This is a genomic window from Phycisphaeraceae bacterium (assembly GCA_019454185.1).
Lineage (GTDB): Bacteria > Planctomycetota > Phycisphaerae > Phycisphaerales > UBA1924 > JAHBWV01.
In genome coordinates this window covers 612,029-635,063 of the sequence record CP075368.1, presented here as the reverse complement: position 1 = coordinate 635,063, position 23,035 = coordinate 612,029, and the positions used below count along the sequence as shown (strand labels likewise).

18 protein-coding genes and 2 tRNA genes are annotated in these 23,035 nt (G+C 62.6%); 11 read left to right on the top strand and 9 right to left on the bottom strand.

Annotation, left to right across the window (positions count from 1 at the left end; translation table 11 throughout):
• Window positions 1–36 precede the first annotated feature (36 nt).
• Complete coding sequence (locus KF838_02575; protein ID QYK48743.1) at window positions 37–2,067, top strand: hypothetical protein; 2,031 nt, start codon at window positions 37–39, stop codon at window positions 2,065–2,067.
• 75 nt (window positions 2,068–2,142) lie between these two features.
• On the opposite strand, the gene KF838_02570 is transcribed toward KF838_02575, so the two are convergent.
• Window positions 2,143–2,952 (bottom strand): hypothetical protein, encoded by an 810-nt coding sequence (locus KF838_02570; GenBank protein QYK48742.1) that lies wholly within the window; start codon window positions 2,950–2,952, stop codon window positions 2,143–2,145.
• A complete protein-coding gene (locus KF838_02565) occupies window positions 2,949–3,524 on the bottom strand; it encodes a sigma-70 family RNA polymerase sigma factor (GenBank protein ID QYK48741.1) in 576 nt (191 codons plus the stop codon). The genes KF838_02570 and KF838_02565 overlap by 4 nt, the downstream gene beginning before the upstream one ends.
• A 251-nt stretch (window positions 3,525–3,775) precedes the next feature.
• Between KF838_02565 and KF838_02560 the strand changes: the two genes are divergently transcribed.
• Window positions 3,776–4,567, top strand: coding sequence for a DUF1559 domain-containing protein (locus tag KF838_02560; GenBank protein QYK48740.1), 792 nt, complete (start codon window positions 3,776–3,778; stop codon window positions 4,565–4,567).
• A gap of 43 nt (window positions 4,568–4,610) precedes the next feature.
• Window positions 4,611–5,669: a peptidylprolyl isomerase gene (locus tag KF838_02555; protein QYK48739.1), complete on the top strand. Its 1,059-nt coding sequence runs from the start codon at window positions 4,611–4,613 to the stop codon at window positions 5,667–5,669.
• A gap of 84 nt (window positions 5,670–5,753) precedes the next feature.
• Here KF838_02555 and KF838_02550 read toward each other — a convergent pair whose 3' ends face one another.
• Window positions 5,754–6,524, bottom strand: coding sequence for a hypothetical protein (locus tag KF838_02550; GenBank protein ID QYK48738.1), 771 nt, complete (start codon window positions 6,522–6,524; stop codon window positions 5,754–5,756).
• Between the two features lie 274 nt (window positions 6,525–6,798).
• Window positions 6,799–7,653 (bottom strand): DUF1570 domain-containing protein, encoded by an 855-nt coding sequence (locus KF838_02545; GenBank protein ID QYK48737.1) that lies wholly within the window; start codon window positions 7,651–7,653, stop codon window positions 6,799–6,801.
• Window positions 7,654–8,230: 577 nt separating this feature from the next.
• On the opposite strand from KF838_02545, the gene KF838_02540 reads away from it, so the two are divergent.
• The 3 genes from KF838_02540 to KF838_02530 all read left to right on the top strand — a co-directional run bounded on the left by KF838_02540 (window position 8,231) and on the right by KF838_02530 (window position 11,972).
• Window positions 8,231–8,303 (top strand) — tRNA-Ala (locus KF838_02540).
• Between the two features lie 365 nt (window positions 8,304–8,668).
• Window positions 8,669–10,597 (top strand): HDOD domain-containing protein, encoded by a 1,929-nt coding sequence (locus KF838_02535; protein QYK48736.1) that lies wholly within the window; start codon window positions 8,669–8,671, stop codon window positions 10,595–10,597.
• A 109-nt stretch (window positions 10,598–10,706) separates the two neighbouring features.
• Entirely contained in the window at window positions 10,707–11,972 is a 1,266-nt protein-coding gene (locus KF838_02530; protein ID QYK48735.1) for a hypothetical protein, read from the top strand.
• 36 nt (window positions 11,973–12,008) lie between these two features.
• On the opposite strand, the gene KF838_02525 is transcribed toward KF838_02530, so the two are convergent.
• Window positions 12,009–12,548 (bottom strand): peroxiredoxin, encoded by a 540-nt coding sequence (locus KF838_02525; GenBank protein QYK48734.1) that lies wholly within the window; start codon window positions 12,546–12,548, stop codon window positions 12,009–12,011.
• Between the two features lie 407 nt (window positions 12,549–12,955).
• Between KF838_02525 and KF838_02520 the strand changes: the two genes are divergently transcribed.
• The 4 genes from KF838_02520 to KF838_02505 all read left to right on the top strand — a co-directional run bounded on the left by KF838_02520 (window position 12,956) and on the right by KF838_02505 (window position 18,885).
• On the top strand, window positions 12,956–14,665 hold the full coding sequence (locus KF838_02520) for an AbgT family transporter (GenBank protein ID QYK48733.1): 1,710 nt from the start codon (window positions 12,956–12,958) through the stop codon (window positions 14,663–14,665).
• A gap of 113 nt (window positions 14,666–14,778) precedes the next feature.
• Window positions 14,779–17,151, top strand: coding sequence for a DNA topoisomerase VI subunit B (locus KF838_02515; GenBank protein ID QYK48732.1), 2,373 nt, complete (start codon window positions 14,779–14,781; stop codon window positions 17,149–17,151).
• Between the two features lie 40 nt (window positions 17,152–17,191).
• Window positions 17,192–17,659 carry an META domain-containing protein gene (locus KF838_02510; protein QYK48731.1) on the top strand — a complete coding sequence of 156 codons (468 nt, stop codon included), beginning with the start codon at window positions 17,192–17,194 and terminating at the stop codon, window positions 17,657–17,659.
• A 68-nt stretch (window positions 17,660–17,727) separates the two neighbouring features.
• Window positions 17,728–18,885 carry a DNA topoisomerase IV subunit A gene (locus tag KF838_02505; GenBank protein ID QYK48730.1) on the top strand — a complete coding sequence of 386 codons (1,158 nt, stop codon included), beginning with the start codon at window positions 17,728–17,730 and terminating at the stop codon, window positions 18,883–18,885.
• Window positions 18,886–18,918: 33 nt separating this feature from the next.
• Here KF838_02505 and KF838_02500 read toward each other — a convergent pair whose 3' ends face one another.
• From KF838_02500 to rpmF, 4 genes are all read right to left on the bottom strand, one after another.
• A complete protein-coding gene (locus KF838_02500; GenBank protein ID QYK48729.1) occupies window positions 18,919–20,181 on the bottom strand; it encodes an HD domain-containing protein in 1,263 nt (420 codons plus the stop codon).
• Window positions 20,182–20,429: 248 nt separating this feature from the next.
• Window positions 20,430–21,449: a ketoacyl-ACP synthase III gene (locus tag KF838_02495; GenBank protein ID QYK48728.1), complete on the bottom strand. Its 1,020-nt coding sequence runs from the start codon at window positions 21,447–21,449 to the stop codon at window positions 20,430–20,432.
• Window positions 21,446–22,498: a phosphate acyltransferase PlsX gene (plsX, locus tag KF838_02490; protein QYK48727.1), complete on the bottom strand. Its 1,053-nt coding sequence runs from the start codon at window positions 22,496–22,498 to the stop codon at window positions 21,446–21,448. Before plsX ends, KF838_02495 begins: the two co-directional genes overlap by 4 nt.
• A 19-nt stretch (window positions 22,499–22,517) precedes the next feature.
• Window positions 22,518–22,718, bottom strand: a complete 201-nt coding sequence (gene rpmF / locus KF838_02485; protein QYK48726.1) for a 50S ribosomal protein L32 — start codon at window positions 22,716–22,718, stop codon at window positions 22,518–22,520.
• A 244-nt stretch (window positions 22,719–22,962) separates the two neighbouring features.
• On the opposite strand from rpmF, the gene KF838_02480 reads away from it, so the two are divergent.
• Window positions 22,963–23,035, top strand: a tRNA-Lys gene (locus KF838_02480).

Genomic DNA, 23,035 nt, shown 5'->3' with positions numbered 1-23,035 from the left:
ACGTCGCAAATGTTGGTATTTGTTTGGGGTTCTCCGATGCCCACTGGCAACAAGCCGATCCAATCCGTTGCAGGCGAAGGCACGCAGACACCCTCGTCTTCGGCGGGGATCATGGCTCTCATCGCCGACGTTGAGAAGCAGTTGGCCAGTCTCCGCGAAGCAGACGAGCAACGCAGAATCGCTGACGAGGCCTTGGCCGCTCGCGAATCCGCGGCACTGGCGATGGAGCAGCGTGCGCTCGAAGCAGCGCAGTCGAACGAGGCCGAAGCCGAGCGCCTGCGCCTCCAGCGCGAGACCCTCGACGCTGAGCGGGAATCGCTTGCCACTGCCGGCGCAGAGATCGCTTCAGCGAAGAAGGATCTCGAGTCTCAGCGGGCCGAACTCGAACGCGAACTCGATCGGATTGCAGCGCTCGAACAGGAAACCCAGAACGCCAGACACACCGCTGCGGAACTCCAAGCCGAGGCAGAACGTCTTGCCGCTGAGGCCGAGTTGGCGATGGCCCAAGCACAGACCGCCGCGAAAGAGGCCGATCAACGCCGCTCCCAGATGGAGCGCACGCTCGCCGAGCGCACCGCCGCGTTCCGCGCCGCCGAGGAGCGTATGGAACAGCGTGCCTCGGACACGAGCTCGATGATCTCTGAGGCGCAAGCGACAGCGGAGAGACACGCGTCAAAGATCGCATCGCTCGAGTCCGAGCTTGCCTCCACCCGTTCGGATGTCGCCCGACTGACCACCGACCTGCAGGAGAAATCCCAAGTCATCGCCTCGCGCAACGAGGAACTCAAATCGCTCCGAAGCCAGGTGGCCACCCTCCGCGACAAGTCCGGCGCGGACGGCGCGCTCAAGACACAGCTCGCAGAACTCCAGCAGACCCAGACACGCTCCCTCGAAGAACTGGAGCAACTTCGCTCACGGCTGAACGAGGCACAGGCCAAGTCAGACGAGTATCTCAGGCATATCGCAGAGATCGAGGGTCAGCTCGTCGAGTCCCAACGCGCCCTCGTCACTGCCTCAAGCAACGCCTCGGCCGCGACTAACGACTCGGAGCTTCAGGCCAGACTCCAGGAAGCAACAGCCGAACGCGATCTCGCTCTCGAGGAAGCCGAGAAGCTGCGCGACTTTGCCCGCACACTCGGCCAAGAACTCGCCGCCGCTCGCGCTCACCAGCCCGGCACACTCGCGAACCCTTCCGACGAATCGACGGCCGCTCGTCGCGATCGCCTGCGTCGCCAGCGGAAACTGCTCCGAGAACAGTCCGAGAAGGTCAGACGCGCCAGCGATGCGGTCCGCGACCGCTTTGAACAGGTCGAGCAGATCCTGTCCCAGCGAGCCGAACTCCTCGCTGCAAAGAAATCGATCGACGAATCCAAGCGCAAGCTCAGGGGCCGGCAGGCACGCAACGGGGCACTCTCCGCGATCTTCTACTTCTCCATGGCGTTGCTGATCTACTCCGGCATTGGCTGGATCGTCGCCCAGAACATCGCGCCTGCCGTGTACGCCGTCACGGCGCAGGTGCAGGCCGATGCCTCCGGCAGACCCCTCTCCCAAGCCGAACTCGACGAGTGGCAGAGGTACCACGAGGACCTCATCACAGATCCTCGGTTCCTTGATGTCGCATCAGACAGACTCAAGCAGCGCGGCGTGGCATCCCTCTCAACGCCCACCGCCCTGAAGGACCGTCTCGACGCGGACTTGACGCTCATCTCCGATCGATCCGGCTCCCTGACGATCGAGCTCCGTGGGCTGGGGGCAGAGAAAACCAAACGAGAACTCGACACCATCACCACTACGTTCGTCCGCACCGCGAATTCCGCACGCGAACGCCGTGTTGACGGCTCGAACACCATCATCGTCTCAGAATCCACGGTGTCGGACGCGCCGTTGTACGACGAGCGGGTCTACTACGCCGCCGCCATCGCTGCGGGGCTCACGCTGCTCTCGATCATCGCGGCGTACGGCCTCTGGCGTAAGCTCTACGAGGCAAAGGCCTCTCTCGAACGCACCGATGAGTTCGAAGGTCTCATCGACGAAACACGCTGGACTCTGCCCAAACGCACGACGTAAAGGCAACCGCCCGAGCAATACTCGGGCGGCGAGTCATACATGCGGATTCACATCTCATTCGTCTGGATCGAAACCTCAAGACCTGTTTCGTGAAGAAGCGATCATGAGCGGCGTCATCTCACCGCTCGCGCCGGGTCCGAGAATCGCCAGCTTCTCAGAAGCAGCGGAAGTCGCGGCAGCTCGAACATCGCGAGTCATCAGACCGCCGCTGGAATCGAACTCCGCAAGCACGTCGATGACATTGCCGTTCTGGTCGAGGACCGCGAGCTTGTACACATTGCCGACTTGGCGGGGCAGGTTCAGATAGAACAGACGCGCCGCCTGCCAATCCGGGTTCATCCACAGCGACGCCTCGCTCGATACCGAGGAATCGGCGGACGTAAACATGACGCGCTGCGTCTGGTCATCAAAGAGCATGTCGCGAATGTGGTTCGGGCCATACGACTCGAGCATCCGAGAGAGAAGCACGTCGCTCTGGATGGTGGAAGCCAGCTCGTCATAACGAACACGCATCTGCATGGTCGTGACCGCGAACACCACCGCAGCCGCGGCGCACCCGAGAGCACCCGCACGCCACACCGGCGAGACCCGCTTGCTGCTGATGATCGGAGGCACCACTCGACCGGCTCGATCGGTGCGGGTCACGGCCTGCTCCGCGATCGCAAGACGAACACGCTCGATCACACGGGCACGCAGATCGCTCGGCGCTTCCACATCCGGCAGAAGTGAACTGAGATCCGCGAAGCGGACCTGCTCACGCCGGACCTGCGCCTGGAGGGCGGCAGGCGACGATGCAAACGCACGCTCGAATGCCTGACGCTCGTCCTCATCGAGGAGGCCGTGAACGTCGAGCAGTGCGAGTTCGATCAGATCCTGGACCTTCATACCACCGGCTCCTCGTTCACACGCTCCCTGAGCCGCACAAGTGCGCGGCTGAGCGCCGATTTGACAGTCCCCAGCGGGGTACCGAGCTCTTCACCGATCTGCCTGAGGGTCTGCCCCCCTAGATACGCACGCACGACCACAGTGCGTTGCAACTCTGGCAGAGTTTCTATCTTCTTCATCAACGCTGCAAACTGCTCCTGACGCTCCGGGCTCGAATCTCCGAGCCCGAACTCGCCCGCGAAACCGGCCTGCGTCTCGTCCAACGAACCCGCCTTGACCCTGGCCCGCGTCCGCCGAAGCTTGTCTACCAAATGGCGCCTTGAGATCAGCATCACCCAGGTCACCAGAGCCGCACGCTTCGGATCATACCTGCCCGCGGTTCTCCATAACCGAACAAAAACCTCCTGGACCGCATCTTCCGCCTCGGCCCTTGTCGGCATCGCTTGGAACGCCATCCGAAACACAAGAGAGCCGAATCGATCGTACAACTCGCCGATAGCGGCCTCTTCGTTCGCCGCGACACGGCGCATCAGTTCCAGATCAACATCGTCCTGGAGGTGCTTGTCGGCCATTCCCCACGCTCCTGCAAGGTACTCCATCCTTGCTTCATCCTGAAGCCGCAATCATTTACGCAGCACAGGACAGAAGGATGCCTCCCCGGATCCGATTGTCTCGAAGACTCTTGATACCAAACACATGCCGCACTTACCGATGATCATGGGACATAATGTGCCTTCTATGCCCATTTCGTGCTTGCGGCATCGTTCATGGATCGTTATCCTGATTTGAACACGGATGGGATCCGTGCGTGCGGAGCGATGGCATGCCTTCTCGTGGTGCCCCGTATACCGGTGAAAGACGAAACGCGAGAGACTCCGTCTCGCGCGGCTTTTCATTGATCGACGTACTCGTCACGCTGATGGTCATCGCGTTGCTCCTCGGGATCTTGCTCCCAAGCATGAACAAGGCACGCGAGACCGCTCGCCGCGTCGTCTGCGCGTCAAATGTGCGTCAGATCGGCCTTGCGGTCGCGATGTACGCTGATGATTCGAAGAACCACATCCCATACACGGTCTTCGCGCCGCCGGGCGCACGCAACGAAGAGCTCGAACTCGCCGACACGGTGATTGTCCGGTTCAGTTCTTCACGTTTCAACGAGGATACTGAAGCAGACTTCGAGTGGGACGGCCTCGGGTTGCTCTACGTCGGCGAGTACTTGGCTGCCCCGCCCGCGTTCTACTGCCCTTCGCACTCCGGCAAGCATCCGTTCGCCGCGTACTCCAAGCTCTGGAAGGGTGAGAACGGCGAGATAGTCTCGAACTACCAGTACCGCGGGCTCGGCCCCAATGGAGCCACGCGTCTCTTCCAGATTGAGCCGGCTCGATCCGCAATCGCCGCGGATGGCCTTCGCACGCAGATGGACTACAACCACGAGCTCGGGATGAACATCCTTCGTGCCGACCTCGCGATCGTGTGGTTCAACGATGTGAGCCGACAGATCTATAACATGCTTCCCATGGAAGAGGACACGCACGGCAGCTCTGCCGCGCTGCGCAATGTCTGGGTCCAGATCGATCTCCAGACCGCGGGTACTCCTGCGGGCGGACCGGACTGATCACCCACAACTTCCTGCGGCTACCTCGGTATCCTCTGGTCCGATGGACCACCCCCTGAAGCACGTTGCCACGCTCGCTGCCAGCATCATCGCAGGAGCGTCTCTGTTTGGGTCGTCGGTCGCATACGCCCAGCTCACGCCCGTGCGCGCGTACTACGGCGTCGATCGTTCAATCCCGATCGAAGTCCGCGTACCAGACGGGCTGGAAGGCACCCCGACCATCACTCTGCTTGAGCCCGTCAGCGCGACCGTCGTCGCCTCTTCAATGGTCGAACCTGGACGGGTCGACCTCGCGGCACACTTTCCCATTCTCTGGCGCTCGCCGACGCCCCGACTTCTCTACGCACAGCTCACCATCGGACTTGAGAAGGTCGGACCCGCTTTGGTCCTTCGTCCACTGGTCGAGCCGAAACCCGCGATGCTCCTCAACCCGGCGAACAACGCGCCGTGGTTCATGGATCCAAGGACCAGCAAGCCCTCATTCGACGCGCGAAACGGGGTCGTGACCTTCGGCCCGGCCGAAGAATCCGCGTTCACAGGATTACGCATCGAAGCCGAGCAGATCGCCATCGTGCGGACAACACTCGGCGAGATCAGGTTCGCCATGCGACCCGATGCAGCCCCGAACACTGTTCAGAACTTTCTCGACCTCGTCCGGGGTGGCTTCTACACGGACATACAGATCCACCGCATCGTGCCCGTTCGGGCGGATGGCACTCCGTTCGTTATCCAGTTTGGAGATCCCACCGCGTCGGGCAACGGAGGCCCAGGATACTCCATCGATCTTGAACGAAGCATCCTCCCGCACGACCTCGGGGTGCTGTCGATGGCCCGTGCTACCGAGCCGAACACAGCGGGGTCACAGGTCTTCATCTGCCTCAGCCGCGATGGCACGAAGCACCTCGATGGCAGGTACGCCTCGTTCGCAGAGGCCGTATCCGGCGCAGAGGTCATCCGGGCGATCGCAGCTGTTCCGGTCAACGCCGAGGGAAGACCCGCAGATCCACCCCGTGTCATCTCCATCACGCTCGAGGATGCGCCCCCCTACGGCACCGGCCCCAAGCCCCTCTCGTGGCGAGATACGCCCGAGGGTGTGCGATAGAGCACCGAGCATCGCACCACGAGTCAATGCGCTAACAGTCCACCCGGGCGTCCATGAGCAGCAAACCAGATCGCTCGCCGATACTCAGAAACTGATTCGCGCCTCGAAACCGACGAACAGCGACGGATCAACGTCGATATCGTCAACCTCGTTCCCGTCATCGTTGCGAAACTCGAACCGGTGATACGCATACGTGCCGATTCTGCCCGTCAGCGTCAGGCGATCCATCGCTCGCCATTCCGCAGCGAAGAAGATCGGTACGCGGGTGTCCTCCATCGCACCACCCGGAATCGCGTTGTTATCGTCGAGTCGGTAGTCGCGCGTGGTGTACGAACCCTCGACCGAGAGTTCCAGCCGCTCAGTTGCCTGGTACTTCAGCGCAAGCCCCGGCTTGCCATCGTTGGTGAGCGTCCACTTGTCATTGATCTTCCAATCGATTGTCAGGGCGGGGATGAAAATCTCGTCGTCCTCCAGACGCGTGGCGATGATGAACCCGAACCCGAGCGAGAGCCGATCGTTGACTCTGTAGTTCGCCGCCGCGAGCCCCCCCACCGTGAACGCATCGCCGAGATCAGCCCCGGACTCGCCCGCCCACCGGAAGATCCCGCCGCCGATCAGCGTCCACCTGTCATTCGCCTTCACGCTGACCGTGGGAGTCAGACTATAAAGGAACGCGTCGTCGATGGGTTCGCCCCCGCCGACGACCGTCTCGTAACCATCGAAGTCGTAGAACGAGTACTCCGCCCCGAAACCCATCGACAGCGTCACACGATCGTTCGCTCGATACCTGAGCCCGAGATCCGCACCGACGCGCGTCGTCGAGACGTCGCCGCCCCCGTCGATGTCCGCTTTCATGCCGAACTCCGTTCGACCTGTGAGACTGAAGGAAAGCTTCGGAGGCCCCTTCTCCGCTACGACTGGCTCACCGGTTTCTGCCTGCCCATGGGCAAGCCCCGGGAGCAGCGCGGCAACGCCCGACAATATCACTCGCTTCAAACCGACACAGACCCCACCCTCAGACTGATTATGACGCATGCAGCGGCTCCGTTCTGGCCATATCGAAATGGAGCGCACTGTAGCCGAGCCCGGTGATCCGCGGGTCAATGCCGACGCCGCCACGCAACGATTCTCACCACGGCCGCAGCCGCATCTCGCGTTCCACCCGGTCCGGGTCCCCAAACGCGGCCTCAAACTCCGCGAGCAGTTCGGGGGGCGATCTCCGCCCGGGCTTGCTCGTTGCCGCCCCCTCGACGTACGCCGCGAACGCCTCCCGCCTGTAGCGTGACAGGTATCTCACCAGTGCCTCACTCGTGACATACAGCGTGCCGATCCGCTCCATCTCTTCTCGCATGGGGGCATCCCGTGAAACAAGCATCCTGATCGATATCCGCTCCTGTTCTGCTATCGCCAGATACGCATCCCGGAACCCGTTCCGTGATCGGTCGGGCGTGCCGATCATCTCACCGTTCGGCTCGAACGCAGACGCGATCCCCTCGCTGAGCCAGAACGGCTGTGTCCGTCTGCGCGTCTGCACACCGGTTCGAAACGCCACCATGTGGGCCGCCTCATGGCTGGCTCTGGAGACGGCACTCTCAGCACCCTCGCCGTCCGGCTCCCCCACGAACATCGCCATCCGCTCTTTGCTGGGAACATAGTGCCCTCCCAGCACGCGGCCATCGAGCCCATCCTCAGACGCTGCAAACGCGATGTACGCCTCTCGCTTCGCGAACAGCACGCACACATGCTTGCTCCCTTCCGGCGCGGGGTGCAAACCCGCTCGCCGAGCCCATTTGATGAACTCGGCCCGTGTCCGCTCCAGCGTCCCGAGTCTCGCCCTTGCCACTGTCGCAGAGGCATCGGAGAGCAGCACCACGCTCTGCCCCTCGTATCTCGCGAAACCGCGCCCAAGCACTCTCGCGAGCAAAGCAACACGCTCCTCGTCCACGTGAATGACGCCTCTTGCATCGCTGATCTGCCAGAGCAACGACGTTGCATCCCTCCTCTCGCTCGCAACCCACCGCGCGTTCCGCAGGAGCACTTCCGCACGCGCAACGTCACCACTCTGAAGTAGAGCCGCTCCTTCTCGCAACGCTGACAGCTCCTCCCGCCCAGCCGGCACGACGTCCGCTCGCTGTGGGTCATCATCCCCCACCGGCACCGCACCTTTAGCACTCAGCCCACGATGCTCAATCACCCTGGGCATGCGCATCGGCGGCGTTGTCGCCTCTTGCGGCTGCGCCCACACCTCCCCAGCCACGAACGTGGCAGAGAGCGTCCCGCATCGCAAGAGACGCCACAACCTCATCATGAACACATGCGTCGCAGACGCCTGACCCATGTGTTCACATTCGGCCAAAGTCCGTCACGACATCCCTGCACCTCCGACACCTCGCTCCAACCAGCACCCGCCGTCCCAACCGAACAGTCCTGGCCGTCCAGAGCGACCCGATATAGGACCTGCCAGCCCTGACAAGCACCAACACCTCTCGACATGCCATCTATGGCGAGCACCGTGCCGTGCTTCCCGTGATTCCGACTGTGACCTACACTCAGAACCCTTCGGGGCGGTAACTCAATTGGTAGAGTGCCAGCTTTGCAAGCTGGAAGTTGGGAGTTCGAGTCTCCTCCGCTCCACTCATCGAATGCCTTGTGCCGACTCAGATAGCGCGATCTCGCTCGCTGGCAGCAGGAGTCGGTCGAGCGCAGTTCCACACGCTCCCGGACAACACCCCCCCACCATTGTGTTCCCAGCTGCGATCACCGCTCACTGTGCATTGGTTGATAACCGCACTTGCCCACGCGATCTGGCCAAACATGGCCACCCGAGCATGCGAACGAATCGATTGTGACGCGCCTATCACGCTTCCGACCTTTGACGCGTGAAGACCCCATGCTTCCCCCGGGGCTTCCCCTTGACCGTGGGACTTGGGTAGCCGATCCCAACAGCCCGCTGAGTTCGTTCTCTCAGCGTGCAGTCCACTCATCGTTCCGGGGTATGCATGGCGACCATAGACCGAGTTCTTTCGTGCCCCACACTCCCCTCGCTGCCGGCCGTCGCGGTCGAAGTGCTCGCGCTGACCCGCTCCCCTGACGTCTCGCTCGCCGATATCTCTCGAGTGGTTCAGAACGACCCGGGGCTGGCGGCCAAGATCCTCAAGACTGTCAACTCATCGTTCTACGGGCTCCAACAGCCGTGCTCGCGCCTCGATCGCGCCATGTCCTATCTTGGTCTTCAGGCCGTGAAGTCGCTCGTCCTCGGATTCAGTCTTGTCGATGCCACCAGAGGTGTCGGAAACAAACCCGGCGTCGATCTCAAGCAACACTGGCGCCGCACGATCTTCGCCGCCGCAGGGGCACGCCATATCGCGCAGCTGACCCGTGCCGCAGACCCCGACGAAGCGTTCACCGCCGCACTCTTCCAGGACATCGGTATCCTCGCCTGCGTCGCGGCCCTGAGCGACGAGTACGTCTCCACACTCGCGACAGCGCCAGAAGACCACGACCTGCTCTGCCGCCACGAGCGTGAAGTCTTCCCGTTCGATCACACCACCATCGGTGCCGAACTGGCCCGCAAGTGGAAACTGCCGGATCTATTCACGGAGGTCATCCGAAAGCACCACGCCCCGGATGCCGGGGGCCTGACGTACGGCCCCGTCGTGCGCATCGCGGCTCTCTCGATGTACCTCTCGGAGGTCATGAGCACGCCCGGAGCGTCATCACTCCTTGCACGCCTCGCGACGAAGGCGGAGGCATGGTTCTCGATCCCGGCCGATCGGGTTGCCGCAATACTGAAATCAACCGCCACATCCGCGAACGAACTTGCCAAGCTCTTCGAGCAGGATGTGGCGATCCCGAACGCCTCGCTGATCATCGCAGAAGCGCAGGACGCGCTCCTGACCGGTCAGATCCAGATGCAGCGCGAGACGGACCGGCTCAGAGTCGAGACGCAAACCGACACGCTGACCGGCATCGGCAACCGACGCCGCTTCGACGAGGAACTTGCCGACGCCTTCGCACAGGCACGGAAGAACCGCGGCTCACTCTGTGTATTGATGATCGATGCCGACAAGTTCAAATCGGTGAACGATCGATTTGGCCATCCAGCAGGCGACGCCGTCCTCAAGCAGCTCGCATCACGTGTCGCGTCAACGACCGCAGACCGTGGGCTCGTGTGCCGATTCGGTGGAGAGGAGTTCGCGGTCATCCTCCGCGGCACGGACGGTGTTCGCGCCAAAGAAATCGCCGAAGAGATCCGCACATCCATCGCATCGAAGCCGCTGGACCTTGCCGGTGTTGAAGGAACGCCGCCCTCACTCGCTGTGACGATCAGTCTCGGTATCGGCTGCATGGAAGCATCGAGCGGCGAAGCAGCAACACAGGAGAAGCTGCTCGCGCTCGCAGACCAGGCCCTGTACGCAGCGAAATCCGCAGGACGCAACTGCGTCCGTTCCGCGACCCTGATGCCCGACCAGACTCACGCCCGCCGCGCCTCAGACAACAACGGTGGCGGCGTCGCCCGGTCACTCCGGCACGCAGACGGCGTCCTTCGTGTGCTGGTTGTTGAGGACGATCCCCTCGCGGGCAAACTCCTGTCCATGCTGCTCCAGCGGCTCCCGAACACAGACGCCAGAGTGGCAACCTCCATCGCTGGCGCACACGCCGTGCTCGCGGACCACTCCTTCCGTCCGGGCGTCTCAATCCTCGATCAGAATCTCCCCGACGGACGAGGCATCGATCTGATCAGCGAGATTCGCGCCCAGACGCCGGACATCCGCAAGATCGTCGTGATGAGCGCGAGCATATCGCCCGACATCGAGTCCGCCGCACGCCACGCAGGTGCCGACAGTCTGGTCAGCAAAATCGAGATGTGCAGCGACATCGGCCGCTGGGTGCTGAATCTGCTCGGCCCAGAGGCGAAAGCCGCCTGATCGCTGCGCGGCTTACCGCATGCTATCGTTCGGATGCACATGGCCAGCAGCTGGCGTTTCCATCCGCTCTGGCTCCCGCTGAGCCGTAGCATCCAGACAGAACGAGACCATGCAGACCTCAGGCGCGCACACACACCCTGGCTGGCAGCCGCACCCGAACGCGGCACATCACATTCAACAACTGCTGCACAGAGTCCTTGACGCCGTTCCGCTCGCCTCGCAAGTAGCCGCTCGACTCACATCCGCGCTCGGCGTGCGTCTGGCAGATCTGACAGACCATATGGTCGTGCCACAATCAGATGCCGCGCGTAACGAATTGTTCACGCTCGGATTCTGCCACAGACCGCAACCCGGTGCCCCGAACGCGTACACGCACGACGCCGCGCTCCTGCCAACGGTCATTCTCTCACCGGGCAGCCAGACTCGCCTGGCAATCAGAGTCGACTCGATCGCTGACTTTCTCGCGGCATGGCACATCGGCCCTGACCACACGATCAGCGGAGCCCCGGGATCCCCATTCCGCATCGCGCAAATCGCCGAAAGCGGACACTCTGAGTTCGCGGCCGTCGAGCGTCACGGCTATCGCGGGCTTGTACCCCCTCCCGTTGATCCCGCAAAGATTCTCTGCGCACGCATCCACGCCGAGTCGTTCCAGCGCCGCCCTCGAACAGCACCCACCGAGACCGATCAACTCACTACCCTCGCCGCACTCATCGAAACCACGATCTCCGACATCGGACAGGACTGGGCGTGTGACATCTTCTTCTCTGCTGAGCGAGACTACTGGCGCCGGCGATGCAGCGACGCGACCGCTGAGCACGCCGCTCGCGAAGAGGTCGGTATCGGATGGTCCGATCGTGACAGCCACGCATATTTTTGCTCAGAGCGGACCTTCACCCCGCTTGTCGCAATCCTGGAACGCCTCGGCCTGCACCGTCGAGAATGGATCTCCGCGCCAAACGATGGTGGCAGCGGTGTGCTGGTGATGGAGCAGCCCGTCGCCGACATCGTTGCACTCATCCACACGGACTCCGACTCTGATTCTCCCCTCGCATCAACGCAGACATCCGGCCCGATCGCTTCCTGGTGCGCTGCACACGGAGAATCACCGCTCAGCGGGGGCATGCAGCGTCTCGCGTGCCGCTCTTCGCTGCACGGTCCCTCGCCAGATAGCGGGTTCCCCGCACACCGTGCAGACCGCCTTCTCGCCGATCTCCCGTTCTTCAAGTCTGCACTGGCACCACCTCGCGTGCCGGATCCGGCGCGATGCGGCTCTTCTGCACCCACGTCGAACCAGCTCGAACGAGTCGAACGCAACGACGGCTACAGAGGATTCAATCGAGAGGCGATCGGCGCCATCGTGCGAGAGGCCTAGATCCTCAGTCGCGATCAATCGCGCCGGCCCGTGATCTCATGTATCGGATCGCTGCTTCTTCCTCTTGCGTGCCGCCGGACTCGGTGACTCACTGCGCAGGGCACGTAGTTCATCGAGAACCTGATCGCCATGCGTCGGCGTCTTCACAGAATCCCAACGCCTGACAACGACACCCTCCTCATCGAGCAGATACGTCGTCCGCACCATGCCGAGCACTCGCTTGCCATACATGTTCTTCTCGCGCCAGACACCGTACTTCCCGCAGGTCTGCGGAACGCCGTCGGATCCGATGCGATCCGCGAGCAGCACGAACGGCAGACCATGCTTCGAGGCAAACGCCAGATGCGAACCCGGAGAATCCGGGCTGATGCCGACGACCTCTGCGCCGAGTGATCTGATCTCAGCATGCCGATCTCTGAACTGGCACGCCTCCGTCGTGCAGAGCGGCGTGTCATCCTCAGGATAGAAATAGATCACGAGCACGGTCCCGCGAAACTCCGAGAGTCTTCGCACCACCCCATGCTGATCGCGAAGAGAAAACGCCGGCGCCTTCTGTCCCGGCTCAATCAGCGGCATAGCTCACTCGCCTCCACACGTCGGCACCATCGAAGCAGACACGAACAGCACCCAATGCATAAGTGTAAGGCGCACGGCACCGCCTTCATTTTCGGACCCCACCCGAAAGCAGCGACTTGCCCAGTTTGCCCGCACCGCACAGTCCCTCCGGGAATCACCGCTGAATCTACCGAAGCGTGGCCATCGTCGGAAACCCATGGCATGCTGATACACGCTCGGCCACATCGCCATTGCGGCTCAAGGCAGATCGACACGACGACCCGCCTCCACGCGATCCGCCGAGGAGTTGAGGGAGAGACAGCGGCCCCGGAGCTTCCGCCGGGGCCGCACCCTTTTTTGCCCCGTACGCGTGCCACGCCCGACATTTCTCGCTACCTTAGCCGCTCTGTATCCCTTGGAGGCACGGCATGGCAGAATCGACACCGGTCCCCGGATCCACCCCACGCGGCTTTCTGGGGCTCATCGAGCGAATCGGCAACGCTCTTCCCGATCCCGCGCTCCTGTTCTTCTACGGCTGCATCCTGATCATGGTCGTCTCACACCTCGGGGTCGTCGCCGGATGGTCGGTCACCCCCATCCGCATGCAAGAGGTCACGACACAGATCGTCGACACCTCCGGTGTACCGGTCATCGATGCCGAGACAGGCCTGCCGAAGACCGAACCCGTGATCGACACCCGGACTGGTCGCCCCAAGACCGAACTCATCGAGTCCGGCGATCCGATCACCGCCCGCAGTCTGCTCAGCGCGGACGGCATCTACTGGTGCCTCGCGAACATGGTCAATAATTTCGTTCGATTCCCACCGCTCGGCATCGTTCTGGTCGCGATGTTCGGCGTCGGCGTCGCCGAGAAGACCGGCCTCTTCGACACGCTCATTAAGGGCATGGCCCTCCTCGTCCCGCAGAAACTGCTCACACCCGCGATGATCTTCATCGGAATCATGGCAAACATCGCGAGCGATGCGGGATACATCGTGTTGCCGCCGCTGGCCGCAGCACTCTACCTCGCCTCCGGCCGCTCACCTCTCGCCGGCATCGCCGCGGCGTTCGCCGGCGTCTCAGCTGGCTTCAGCGCCAATCTCCTGATCGGCGGCACCGATGCCCTCATCGCCGGCATCACCACGTCGAACGCGCACATCCTCGACCCGAATTACGATGTAGACGCAACCGCAAACTGGTACTTCCTCGCGGCCTCCACCGTTCTGCTTGTCGCCGTCGGCTGGGCGGTCGCAGCCCTCATCGTGGAACCCCGCCTGAAGAATCGCCCCGCAGATGAGGGTGGGCCATCCCCGAATGCAAAGATCGACCTCGCCACGATGCGCCTCACCCAGACAGAGTCGAAGGGCCTCGTCTGGGCGGGCATTGCGCTCGCGCTGTTCATGGCCGTTCTCGGAGTACTCATCCTCGTGCCAGGCGCGCCCCTACACGGACCATTCCTCGATACCACAACCGGCCGATCCTCGACTCGCTGGGTCAACGCCGTCGTCCCCATCGTCCTCTTCGCGTTCCTTGTTCCCGGCGCGGCCTACGGCGCCGCCACCGGACAGATCCGGTCGCAGAAAGACGTCATCTCCTGCATGATCCATGCCATGCGATCCATGGCACCGGTCATCACGATGGCTTTCTTCGCCTCTCAGTTCATCGCCTTCTTCACCCAGTCGAACCTCGGACAGATGCTCGCCATCATCGGCGGCACACGACTGGCAGAAGCGAACCTCCCCGCGAGCGTGGTCATCCTCGGCTTCATCCTTCTCGTCATGTTCCTGAACCTCCTCATCAGCTCGATGTCCGCAAAGTACGTGCTCGTTGCTCCGATCTTCGTGCCCATGTTCATGATGCTCGGCATCAGCCCCGAGCTCACGCAGGCGGGTTATCGCGTCGCCGACAGCGCGACAAACATCATCACGCCCATGAACGCGTACATGATCATCATCCTCGCGGTCATGCAGAAGTTTGCCCCCCGCGCCGGAATCGGCACGCTTGTCTCCACCATGCTCCCCTACTCGATCGCATTCGCCCTCACATGGGGGATCTTCATCGTGATCTGGATGCAGACCGGACTCCCCCTCGGGCCGGGCGCCCCGCTGCATTACTCGCCGACCGCCGTCGGGCCATAACCCCACCACCATCACCCGCGCATCGCCCGTGATCGCCTTGTGCGAATCTCGCCCCACGCTCGCCACGCACCCCCGCAAAGCACTAAAATAAGCCGCAGCCACGGAGGGCCGCGATGCCGACCACACTCCTCCCCGACGCGCCGGACGCGTCGGAAACAACACGGATGCCGATGAGAAAGCCCAAGTCCTTGCCGCGCGCCACCGCCGATAGCATGGCGTCGAAGCAGCGAGACATTTCCGTCTCCGAGTTCTTCGCCAAGAACAGGCACCTTCTGGGGTTCGACAACCCCCGCAAGGCCCTCCTGACGACCGTCAAGGAAGCCGTCGACAACTCGCTCGACGCCTGCGAAGAAGCCGGCATTCTCCCCGACATCACCGTCATCATCGAGGATCTCCAGCCCAACCGACCCGCGAACACCAAGGCCTCTCGATACCGCGTGACCGTCGCCGACAACGGGCCCGGCATCGTGCGCAAGCAGGTCGAGAACGTCTTCGGGCGGCTGCTCTTCGGCTCAAAGTTCCATCGGCTCAAGATGTCCCGAGGACAGCAGGGCATCGGAATCTCCGCCGCGGGGATGTACGGGCTGATCACCACCGGCAAGCCGATGGTCATCCACACCAAGCCCAAGGCCACACAGCCGGCTCACCACATCGAGCTGGCCATGAACACCAAGACCAATCGCGCCGAGGTCACCGTTGACGTCGAGACCGACGACTTTCCCCCGCGACGCTTCAGCACCCTGACCTCCGGCACGCGCGACCTCGCCGAACGAGACCTGTTCCTTGCCGCGAAGGACTACCCAACCGGCACCAGCGTCTCGATCGAACTCGAAGGCCGCTACCAGAAGGGGCGCGGCAGTGTCGATGAGTTCCTCGAACTCACCGCGATCGCCAACCCACACGCGCGATTCGTCTTCGTCCCCCCATCCAAGGAGAGCTCGCCGGAAGACGCTGACGACGCACCCCTCCTCCCAACGGGCGGACCAACGGGAGCGACACCTTCTGCGCCCCCGTCACACACCGAGACACAGTCCGACGACAACGCACAATCGCCGTCACCTGTGGTCACGCTCGAGACCGGTGGCGTCACCGTCTTTCCGAGGGCCGTCACCGAGCTCCCGCCCGAAACCAAAGAGATCCAGCCCCACCCAAGAGGCATCGAACTCGGCATCCTTCTTCAGATGCTCAAAGAGGCACAGGCCGAGCGCGACAACTACACGCTCTACAGCTTCCTCCAGGATAAGTTCTCGCGCGTTTCCGCGGCATCCGCCAGCTCGTTCTGCCAGACCATAAAGGCGACAGCCCGAACACGCATCTCGGACATCGACCACGACCAGGCCGAGCGGCTCTTCAAGGTTCTCCAGGATTCAAAGCTCCCGCCTCCGCCCACCGATTGCCTCGCCCCGATCGGTGTGCGTCAGCTGCTTGCGGGCTTGCTCAAGGGTGTGCGTGCAGAGTTCTACGCCGCGTCGAGCCGCGAGCCCGATGTCTATCGAGGTCGCCCGTTCCAGATCGAGGCCGCCCTCGCGTTCGGAGGCGAACTGAAAGCCGACGAGCCCGCCCGCGTCATCCGTTTCGCCAACCGCGTGCCGCTCCTCTATCAACAGTCGGCTTGCTCCTCCTTCAAAGCCGTCACCGAAACGAACTGGCGGAACTACGACCTCCAGCACCCCCGCGGAGGCGTGCCGATCGGACCCATGGTCATCATGATCCACATGGCGAGCGTCTGGGTCCCCTTCACCAGCGAGTCGAAAGAGGCCATCGCCGATTACGACGAGATCCGCAAAGAGATGAAACTCGCACTCCAGGAGTGCGGCCGCAAACTCGGAACATACCTGAAAAAACGTGCCAAGATGCGCCGCGAAGGCGAGCGCCGAGACGTCTTTCAGAAATACATCGGAGAGATCGCCAAAGCATGCAACGCCATCAGCGGCGTCGATGCCGAGGAGCTCTATGCCGCCCTGCTCGAACAAGCAAAGCGCAAGACCGCGGTCGCAGACCTCGAGCTCGATCAGGATGGAAAGGCCGTCAAGGACAACGCCAACGACTCCGACGAAGAGGGCGTCATCATCGTCGAGCCCGTCGCCCCATCCGATGTCGGCGACCTAAGCGATGCGCCGCCGATGGGCAAACCCTCCCGCGCCGAAGCCGCGGCACTCAAGGTCCACGCGTTGCGTGCCACAGCCGAAGAGCCGACGCTGATCGATGTCAGCCGCCCCAACCGCCTCAACCAGAAGGGCAAGCGGCCAAAGCCGCGAGAGAGAAGCAAAGAGACACGCAGCGACTCGCCGGGCTCACAACGCTCGAAAGCACCCGCTAAATCACCTCGCGCCGCCGTTTCGGCCGCGAACGCCGGCTCAAAGCCCGCCGCGATGAAGGCCGAGGCGCGCCAAACATCTGAACCAACACCACCATCAACGGCTCGACCCGCCAAGCCGCGAATCCAGATAAAGCTCGTCCCAAAGCAAGACCCCGGCCTGTTCTGAGTCAGTACGCCGCAGACATCGCTCATCGAAGGAGAACCACATGCACCTGGCACGCATCGTCATCATCGGGTCCGCACTGTCGCTCCCTCTCGCGATCACATCGCTGACTGGCTGCCAATCCGGCCAGAGCATGACCGACTCCGCTTCCATGATCCAGAAACTCACCGGCGATTGGAACCTGACCGCGCTGCGCGGGGCCGATCTCTCGACGATCATGCCTCAGGGGCTTCGCGTTCCATCGCTCTCCTTCACGGAAGACGGCAAGGTCTCCGGCACGGGCGGCATCAACCGTCTCGCTTCCTCCATCGATCTGGAGGCACTGGCGAAGGGCGAGTTCAAGCTCGCACCGACCGCGAGCACGAAGATGGCGGGATCGCCCGAGGCGATGAACTTCGAGGACTCCTTTCTGAAAGCACTCGGCGAGGCGACTGGGCTCTCGGTCAAGGGCGACACCCTCTCACTCTCGAACGCCGCTGGTGAGCTCATGAAGTTCGCGCGCGCCAAGTAAGCCGCTACCCCCCCCACGGCCCTGCTCCGCCCCGACGCCCCGCTCTCCGCTCGACACAGGACCCTTCGATGGCCCGTAAACCCGCACCAAAGACCGCTTCGACAACAGCAAAGAAGCCGATCGGCACGCTCCCCGAGCGCGACGTCAAGACCATCGGGAAGCTCGTCGGACTCTCCGAAATGGTCGTGAAGCGCGGCATGAGCGGCAAAGACCCGGTCATCCACATCCCCCTTCGCACCAAGAGCAACACCAGTTGGAACCGGAAGAAGGGCATCCTCGAGATGGGCGATGCCAAGGCCGATCGCCCCCTCTTCGACCTCAAAACAGCCAAGCAGTTCATGCAGACCATGCTCCACGCCAGCACGATCAAGGATCTGATTGAAGAGGGCAAGACAAGCTCCCTCCGAGGCGTCTTCTACAAGGCCAAGCACACCGTCGCGGGCACGAAAGAGAACACCTTCGACACGCAGGACGAGTCCGATCCCATTCTCGAGGACCTCGAAGTGTCGCTTGGGACGCTGCGCGAAGAGCTCCACATCTTCGCCGAGAACCGCGGCGTGCTGGCGGGCAACATCACGGTCATTGATGGAGGTGACACGATTGACTGTCGAGCATCCGGCCGGGGCGGGCACGGCATTCCATCGATTGTTGAGCCCGATGTGTTCGCGTTCGGCAAGTGCGAGGCCAAGTTCGTCCTGCATGTCGAGAAGGGCACAGTCTGGAATCGCTTCAACGAAGACCGCTTCTGGGAAAAGAACAACTGCATCCTCACGCACGGCGGAGGCCAGCCGCCGCGAGGGTGCAGGCGTCTGCTTCAACGTCTGAACAAGGAACTCGGGCTGCCAATCATCTGCCTCCTCGACAACGACCCTTGGGGTCACTACATCTACAGCGTCATCAAGCAGGGCTCCATCTCGCTTGCGTTCGAGTCCTCTCGCCTCGCGATCCCGGAAGCGAAGTTTCTCGGGCTGCGAGCAAAGGACTACAAGGAGTGCGATCTTGGTGAAGCTGTGAAGATTGAGCTGACCGAGAACGACATCAAACGCGCTAAGGAGATCGCGGCGTATCCGTGGTTCGCGGATCACAAGGGCTGGCAGCGTGAGATTCAGGGACTTCTGAACAATGGCTTCAAGATGGAAGTCGAAGCCATGATCAACAAGGGCATTTCGTACGTCACCGAGGAGTACGTCCCGCAGCGCCTGAAAGCAAAGGACTGGCTGGAGTGACACTCCACGTCAGACGTTACACCCGCTGCCAGTTCATGCCGCGACGCTCCGATTCTGTCCCAACTCATCGCCCCCGTTGTCCTGCATCAGTGCAGGATGCGGCGCAGCAGGCACGTCGTACACGTAAGCCGAGACATCCTCGCCCAGCGAGTGTGTGATGGACACGCCTCGCTTCTCGACGGTCTCATCCGCCAGATCCACATTCATCGTCTCGCGTGGTCGTTCCCCGCTTGCCCCTGCCAACACCCGCACCACCGGCCTGCACGGACGCTCGGGATTCGGGGACATCACCACGCACCTTCGCCCATCGATCAGCGTGACCTCTGTACCGATGGCATACGGCGGGATCCGCAGCAGCATCGCCCTACGGACAAGCGGATCGAACCAGCCGTCAAACCGTGAGGATGCGAAAGCATGCAACGCAGCCACCGGTGGTCGGCGCGATCCTGAAGCGTCACGCATGAGATTGTCCAGCACATTCGCAGCGGACACGATCCTCGCGAAGATGTGGATCCTGCGCCCCGCCAGCGGGCCATTCACCCTGCCCCCGCTCGACCGTGTAAGGTCCGGCCACCCATGACCATCAAACCGCTGATGGTGGTTCAGCGCGGCGTGCGCGACACGCGCCGGCACGCGCGTCTCGCTCAGCATGCGATGCCCGAGCCAGCCGTGATCACGATACCCATCCGGTCCGACACCACCGTCGATATGGATCTCGTGCGTATCGCTCGCAGAGCCCCGGAACCGAGCCTTCCCGAGATCGTGCATCAGGCCCGCCATCCCGAGAACCGCCATGTCTCTCGCCTGCTCATGCGAGAGACGCCGCTGCTCCGATACAACGTAGCCCTCAAGGTGGAGCCCGCAGATCAACGAGAGGTACGCGACGTTGCTCGAATGCGTCGCGAGGCCATCCGAGTCGAAGAGTGAGTCGGTCATCGCGGCGTACTTCTTCGATGAGATCGCCTGCACCACAAGCCCCATCACCGCCTGCCGATACGACTGCACCGAGGCGACCGAGAGCGTGCGACGCGACATCGATGAGAGGTCATCGCGCAGCCGCGCATACACCTCGAGACGCGCCGCAGACAGCTCCGGGGCCAATGCCGCGTCGAGGTCGCGTGTGAGGTCATCCTCGACCCAGACCTGAGATACACCACGCTTACGGATGCTCGCGAGCAGCGCGGCATCGAGCACAACGCCCGGCCTCAGCAGCTGAAGATCCGGCGCGCGCGGATCCCGAACCTGCGAGCCCAGAATCATGCCCGGCCTGACATCCTGGATCGCACAGAGGAGCATGATGAGGTTCCAGGAAACAACCCACGTGAACGCCTCGCACGTTGCTTCGCGCGATCAGTGTGCTATCGGCGCAGGCCCGTGTATCGAGGCATGGAATCCCGCCCCAAGGACCGGATAACAGGATCATCAACCCGCCCAGCCCACACGTCCACCCGATGCCGAATAGCAACCCCCGATTCAGGATAGTCGATGACCGACACGCGAAACCCCACTCTCGGGGCGATGACAGCAGCGAACAAACAGCCGGTTCAGAGCTGCCAGAGCGACGAGCCCCACGTGAGGCCCGCGCCGAACGCGAGGAACATCACCTTCTGGCCCGGTTGCACGCGCCCTGACTTCCGCAGCTCGTCAAAGACCAGCGGCACCGAAGCACCCACCGTGTTCCCATACCGATCGATGTTGACGTGCAACCGCTCCGGCGACAATCCGAACCGCTCGCGCGCCGAATCGAGAATCCGATAGTTCGACTGGTGGCACACGTAGTGGTCAATCTCGTCGGCCTTCAGACCCGCTCGCTCCAGCGTCTGCTCAATGAGCTTCGAGAACGTGCCCACCGCAAACTTGAAGACCGCCTGCCCGTCCATGTAGATCTGGTTGATGCGCTTGGGGTCATACTCAACGTTCGGCGGAAAGTCCTGCTTACGCCCGGGAACAAAGAGGTTCTTCGCTCCACCGCCGTCAGAGTGCATCGCCTGGGCAAGGAGCCCCCGGCTCGTGTCGCTGCCGGCACGCAGCACCACCGCAGCCGCGGCATCGCCGAACAACACCGCGACGTTCCTGCCCGCAGTGCTGAAATCGCAGAAGCGAGTGATCGTGTCAGCTCCGACGACCACGACATTCCGATACGCGCCGCCGTTGATGAGGTCGTGCGCGGTGTTGATAGCAAAGACGAATCCGCAGCACGCGCCGTTTATGTCAAACGCGCCGACCTTCCCTGCGCCGATCCTGTCTGCGACGACACAAGCCACACCCGGCGTCGGCGAGTCAGGAGTCATCGTGGCGACGACGACAAGGTCGATGTCCGTCGGCAAAAGACCCGCATCCGCGATGGCCTTGCGTGCCGCGTCAGCAGCAAAGTCCGCCGTCCCTTCCTTCTCGCGGTCGTAGATCCGCCGCTCTCGAATTCCCGTGCGCTGCACGATCCACTCATCGGACGTGTCCATCATCGCAACGAGGTCGCTGTTCGTCACGCGACGCGCCGGCAAGGACGATCCGCTCCCAGCGATCTCAACTCCGACACAGACCGGAGATCGACCTCGCCCGCTCATGCGTGCTCCTGCCCTGCGACGGGCGCCACGGCCCCGTGAGCCACATCCGCGACCTCGCCCAACCGCTTGACGATGACTTCATTCACGCCCGCCGCGACATACTGGAACGTGTTCCGGATCGCCGCCCGGATGGTCCGGGGCTGGCTCGATCCGTGCGCGATCATGCACACCCCGTTGACGCCCATCAGCGGTGCGCCGCCGTACTCGTGATAATCGTTCTTCTTATAGATCTGCTTCAGCACGGGCTCGAGCTGCATGCCCAGATCGGGATCGATCGAGAACACCTCGGAGACGATGGCCTTCATCATCGCGCTGCCCATGCCCTCGGCCATCTTGAGCATCGAGTTGCCCACGAAGCCGTCGGTCACGATCACGTCCGCGACACCGTCGAAGAAGTCCCGCCCCTCGACGTATCCGATGTAGTTCAGGCCAGGAGTTTTCCGAAGCAGATTCCTCGCCTCTTTCACGAGCTCGGAGCCCTTCGCCTCCTCGGATCCGATGTTCATGAGAGCCACGCGAGGCGACGCGATCTTCAGCATGTGCTGAGCGAGTGCCTGGCACATCACCCCGTACTGCCAGAGATGCACGCCCTTCGGCTCAGGGTTCGCCCCCGCATCACACAGCACCAGCGGGCCGTGGAACGCCGGTATCGTCACCGCGATCCCCGGCCGGTGCACGTGGGGCAGCCGCTTCATATGCATGATCGCGGCCGCGACGCACGCACCCGTATTCCCCGCAGACAGCACCGCGTCGCACGGCTGATCCGCCTTGTGCGAACCGAGGATCGACATTTTGACGATCGACGAATCACGCTTCGTCCGCACAGCCATCGCCGGCGTGTCATCCATCGCGATGACTTCCGAAGCGTGCTCGATCGAAACGCGGTCGTCCTTGACGCGCCGCTCATTCAGATAATCAACAATGATGTCGCTTGGTCCGACAAGAACGAGCCGATCGCCATCGCCCAAGTCGGGCAAGGCATCGACGCAGCCGCGCAGAATGGCGTCGGGAGCGTGGTCGCCCCCCATGACATCGACCGCCAAGCGCATGGGCGGACCCTTCGGTTACTCAGTTCTTCTGGACGCCGATGCCGAGCTTCGGAACGGAGATACGCAGGCCCGGGCGAACATAGCCGGACTCTGCGCACGCACGGTGGTGCTGCTTCGGCATGCCCGAGAGAGGGCACGTCGTAGGAGAAGTCGCCTTCAGAGCGTGGTGGGAACGCCGGCGCCGGGTCCGACCATAACTCTGACGCATCGCTGGATTCATGGCAATTACCTCAAATCGTTCGTGCAAGCCGCCATCAGGCGATCTCACAGGGAGGAACGGTAGGTGTTCGCCCATGCGGTGTCAACGCCCTTTCCCATCACCAGCTCCCCACTCCCCCAGGCACCCCCGACCACAGAGGCCCATCAAACGCCGAATTCCCGCCCCCGCACCACTGCCCAGAGACTGGACGTTCCGGCACCGACGCCTAGACTTGCTCGAACAGCCGGCACATTGCCGCTCTGTGGCCCTCCTAGCTCAGTTGGTAGAGCAGCTGACTCTTAATCAGCGGGTCGTAGGTTCGAGTCCTACGGGGGGCA

Bases quoted from the DNA above. Each gene is read 5' to 3' on its own strand.
- rpmF (QYK48726.1), bottom strand. From the start codon at position 22,718: ATGAATCCAGCGATGCGTCAGAGTTATGGTCGGACCCGGCGCCGGCGT.
- KF838_02550 (QYK48738.1), bottom strand. From the start codon at position 6,524: ATGAAAGCGGACATCGACGGGGGCGGCGACGTCTCGACGACGCGCGTC.
- plsX (QYK48727.1), bottom strand. From the start codon at position 22,498: ATGCGCTTGGCGGTCGATGTCATGGGGGGCGACCACGCTCCCGACGCC.
- KF838_02515 (QYK48732.1), top strand. From the start codon at position 14,779: ATGCCGACCACACTCCTCCCCGACGCGCCGGACGCGTCGGAAACAACA.
- KF838_02510 (QYK48731.1), top strand. From the start codon at position 17,192: ATGCACCTGGCACGCATCGTCATCATCGGGTCCGCACTGTCGCTCCCT.
- KF838_02495 (QYK48728.1), bottom strand. From the start codon at position 21,449: ATGAGCGGGCGAGGTCGATCTCCGGTCTGTGTCGGAGTTGAGATCGCT.
- KF838_02520 (QYK48733.1), top strand. From the start codon at position 12,956: ATGGCAGAATCGACACCGGTCCCCGGATCCACCCCACGCGGCTTTCTG.
- KF838_02535 (QYK48736.1), top strand. From the start codon at position 8,669: ATGGCGACCATAGACCGAGTTCTTTCGTGCCCCACACTCCCCTCGCTG.
- KF838_02565 (QYK48741.1), bottom strand. From the start codon at position 3,524: ATGGCCGACAAGCACCTCCAGGACGATGTTGATCTGGAACTGATGCGC.
- KF838_02570 (QYK48742.1), bottom strand. From the start codon at position 2,952: ATGAAGGTCCAGGATCTGATCGAACTCGCACTGCTCGACGTTCACGGC.
- KF838_02555 (QYK48739.1), top strand. From the start codon at position 4,611: ATGGACCACCCCCTGAAGCACGTTGCCACGCTCGCTGCCAGCATCATC.
- KF838_02505 (QYK48730.1), top strand. From the start codon at position 17,728: ATGGCCCGTAAACCCGCACCAAAGACCGCTTCGACAACAGCAAAGAAG.
- KF838_02500 (QYK48729.1), bottom strand. From the start codon at position 20,181: ATGCTCCTCTGTGCGATCCAGGATGTCAGGCCGGGCATGATTCTGGGC.
- KF838_02530 (QYK48735.1), top strand. From the start codon at position 10,707: ATGCAGACCTCAGGCGCGCACACACACCCTGGCTGGCAGCCGCACCCG.
- KF838_02560 (QYK48740.1), top strand. From the start codon at position 3,776: ATGCCTTCTCGTGGTGCCCCGTATACCGGTGAAAGACGAAACGCGAGA.
- KF838_02525 (QYK48734.1), bottom strand. From the start codon at position 12,548: ATGCCGCTGATTGAGCCGGGACAGAAGGCGCCGGCGTTTTCTCTTCGC.
- KF838_02575 (QYK48743.1), top strand. From the start codon at position 37: ATGCCCACTGGCAACAAGCCGATCCAATCCGTTGCAGGCGAAGGCACG.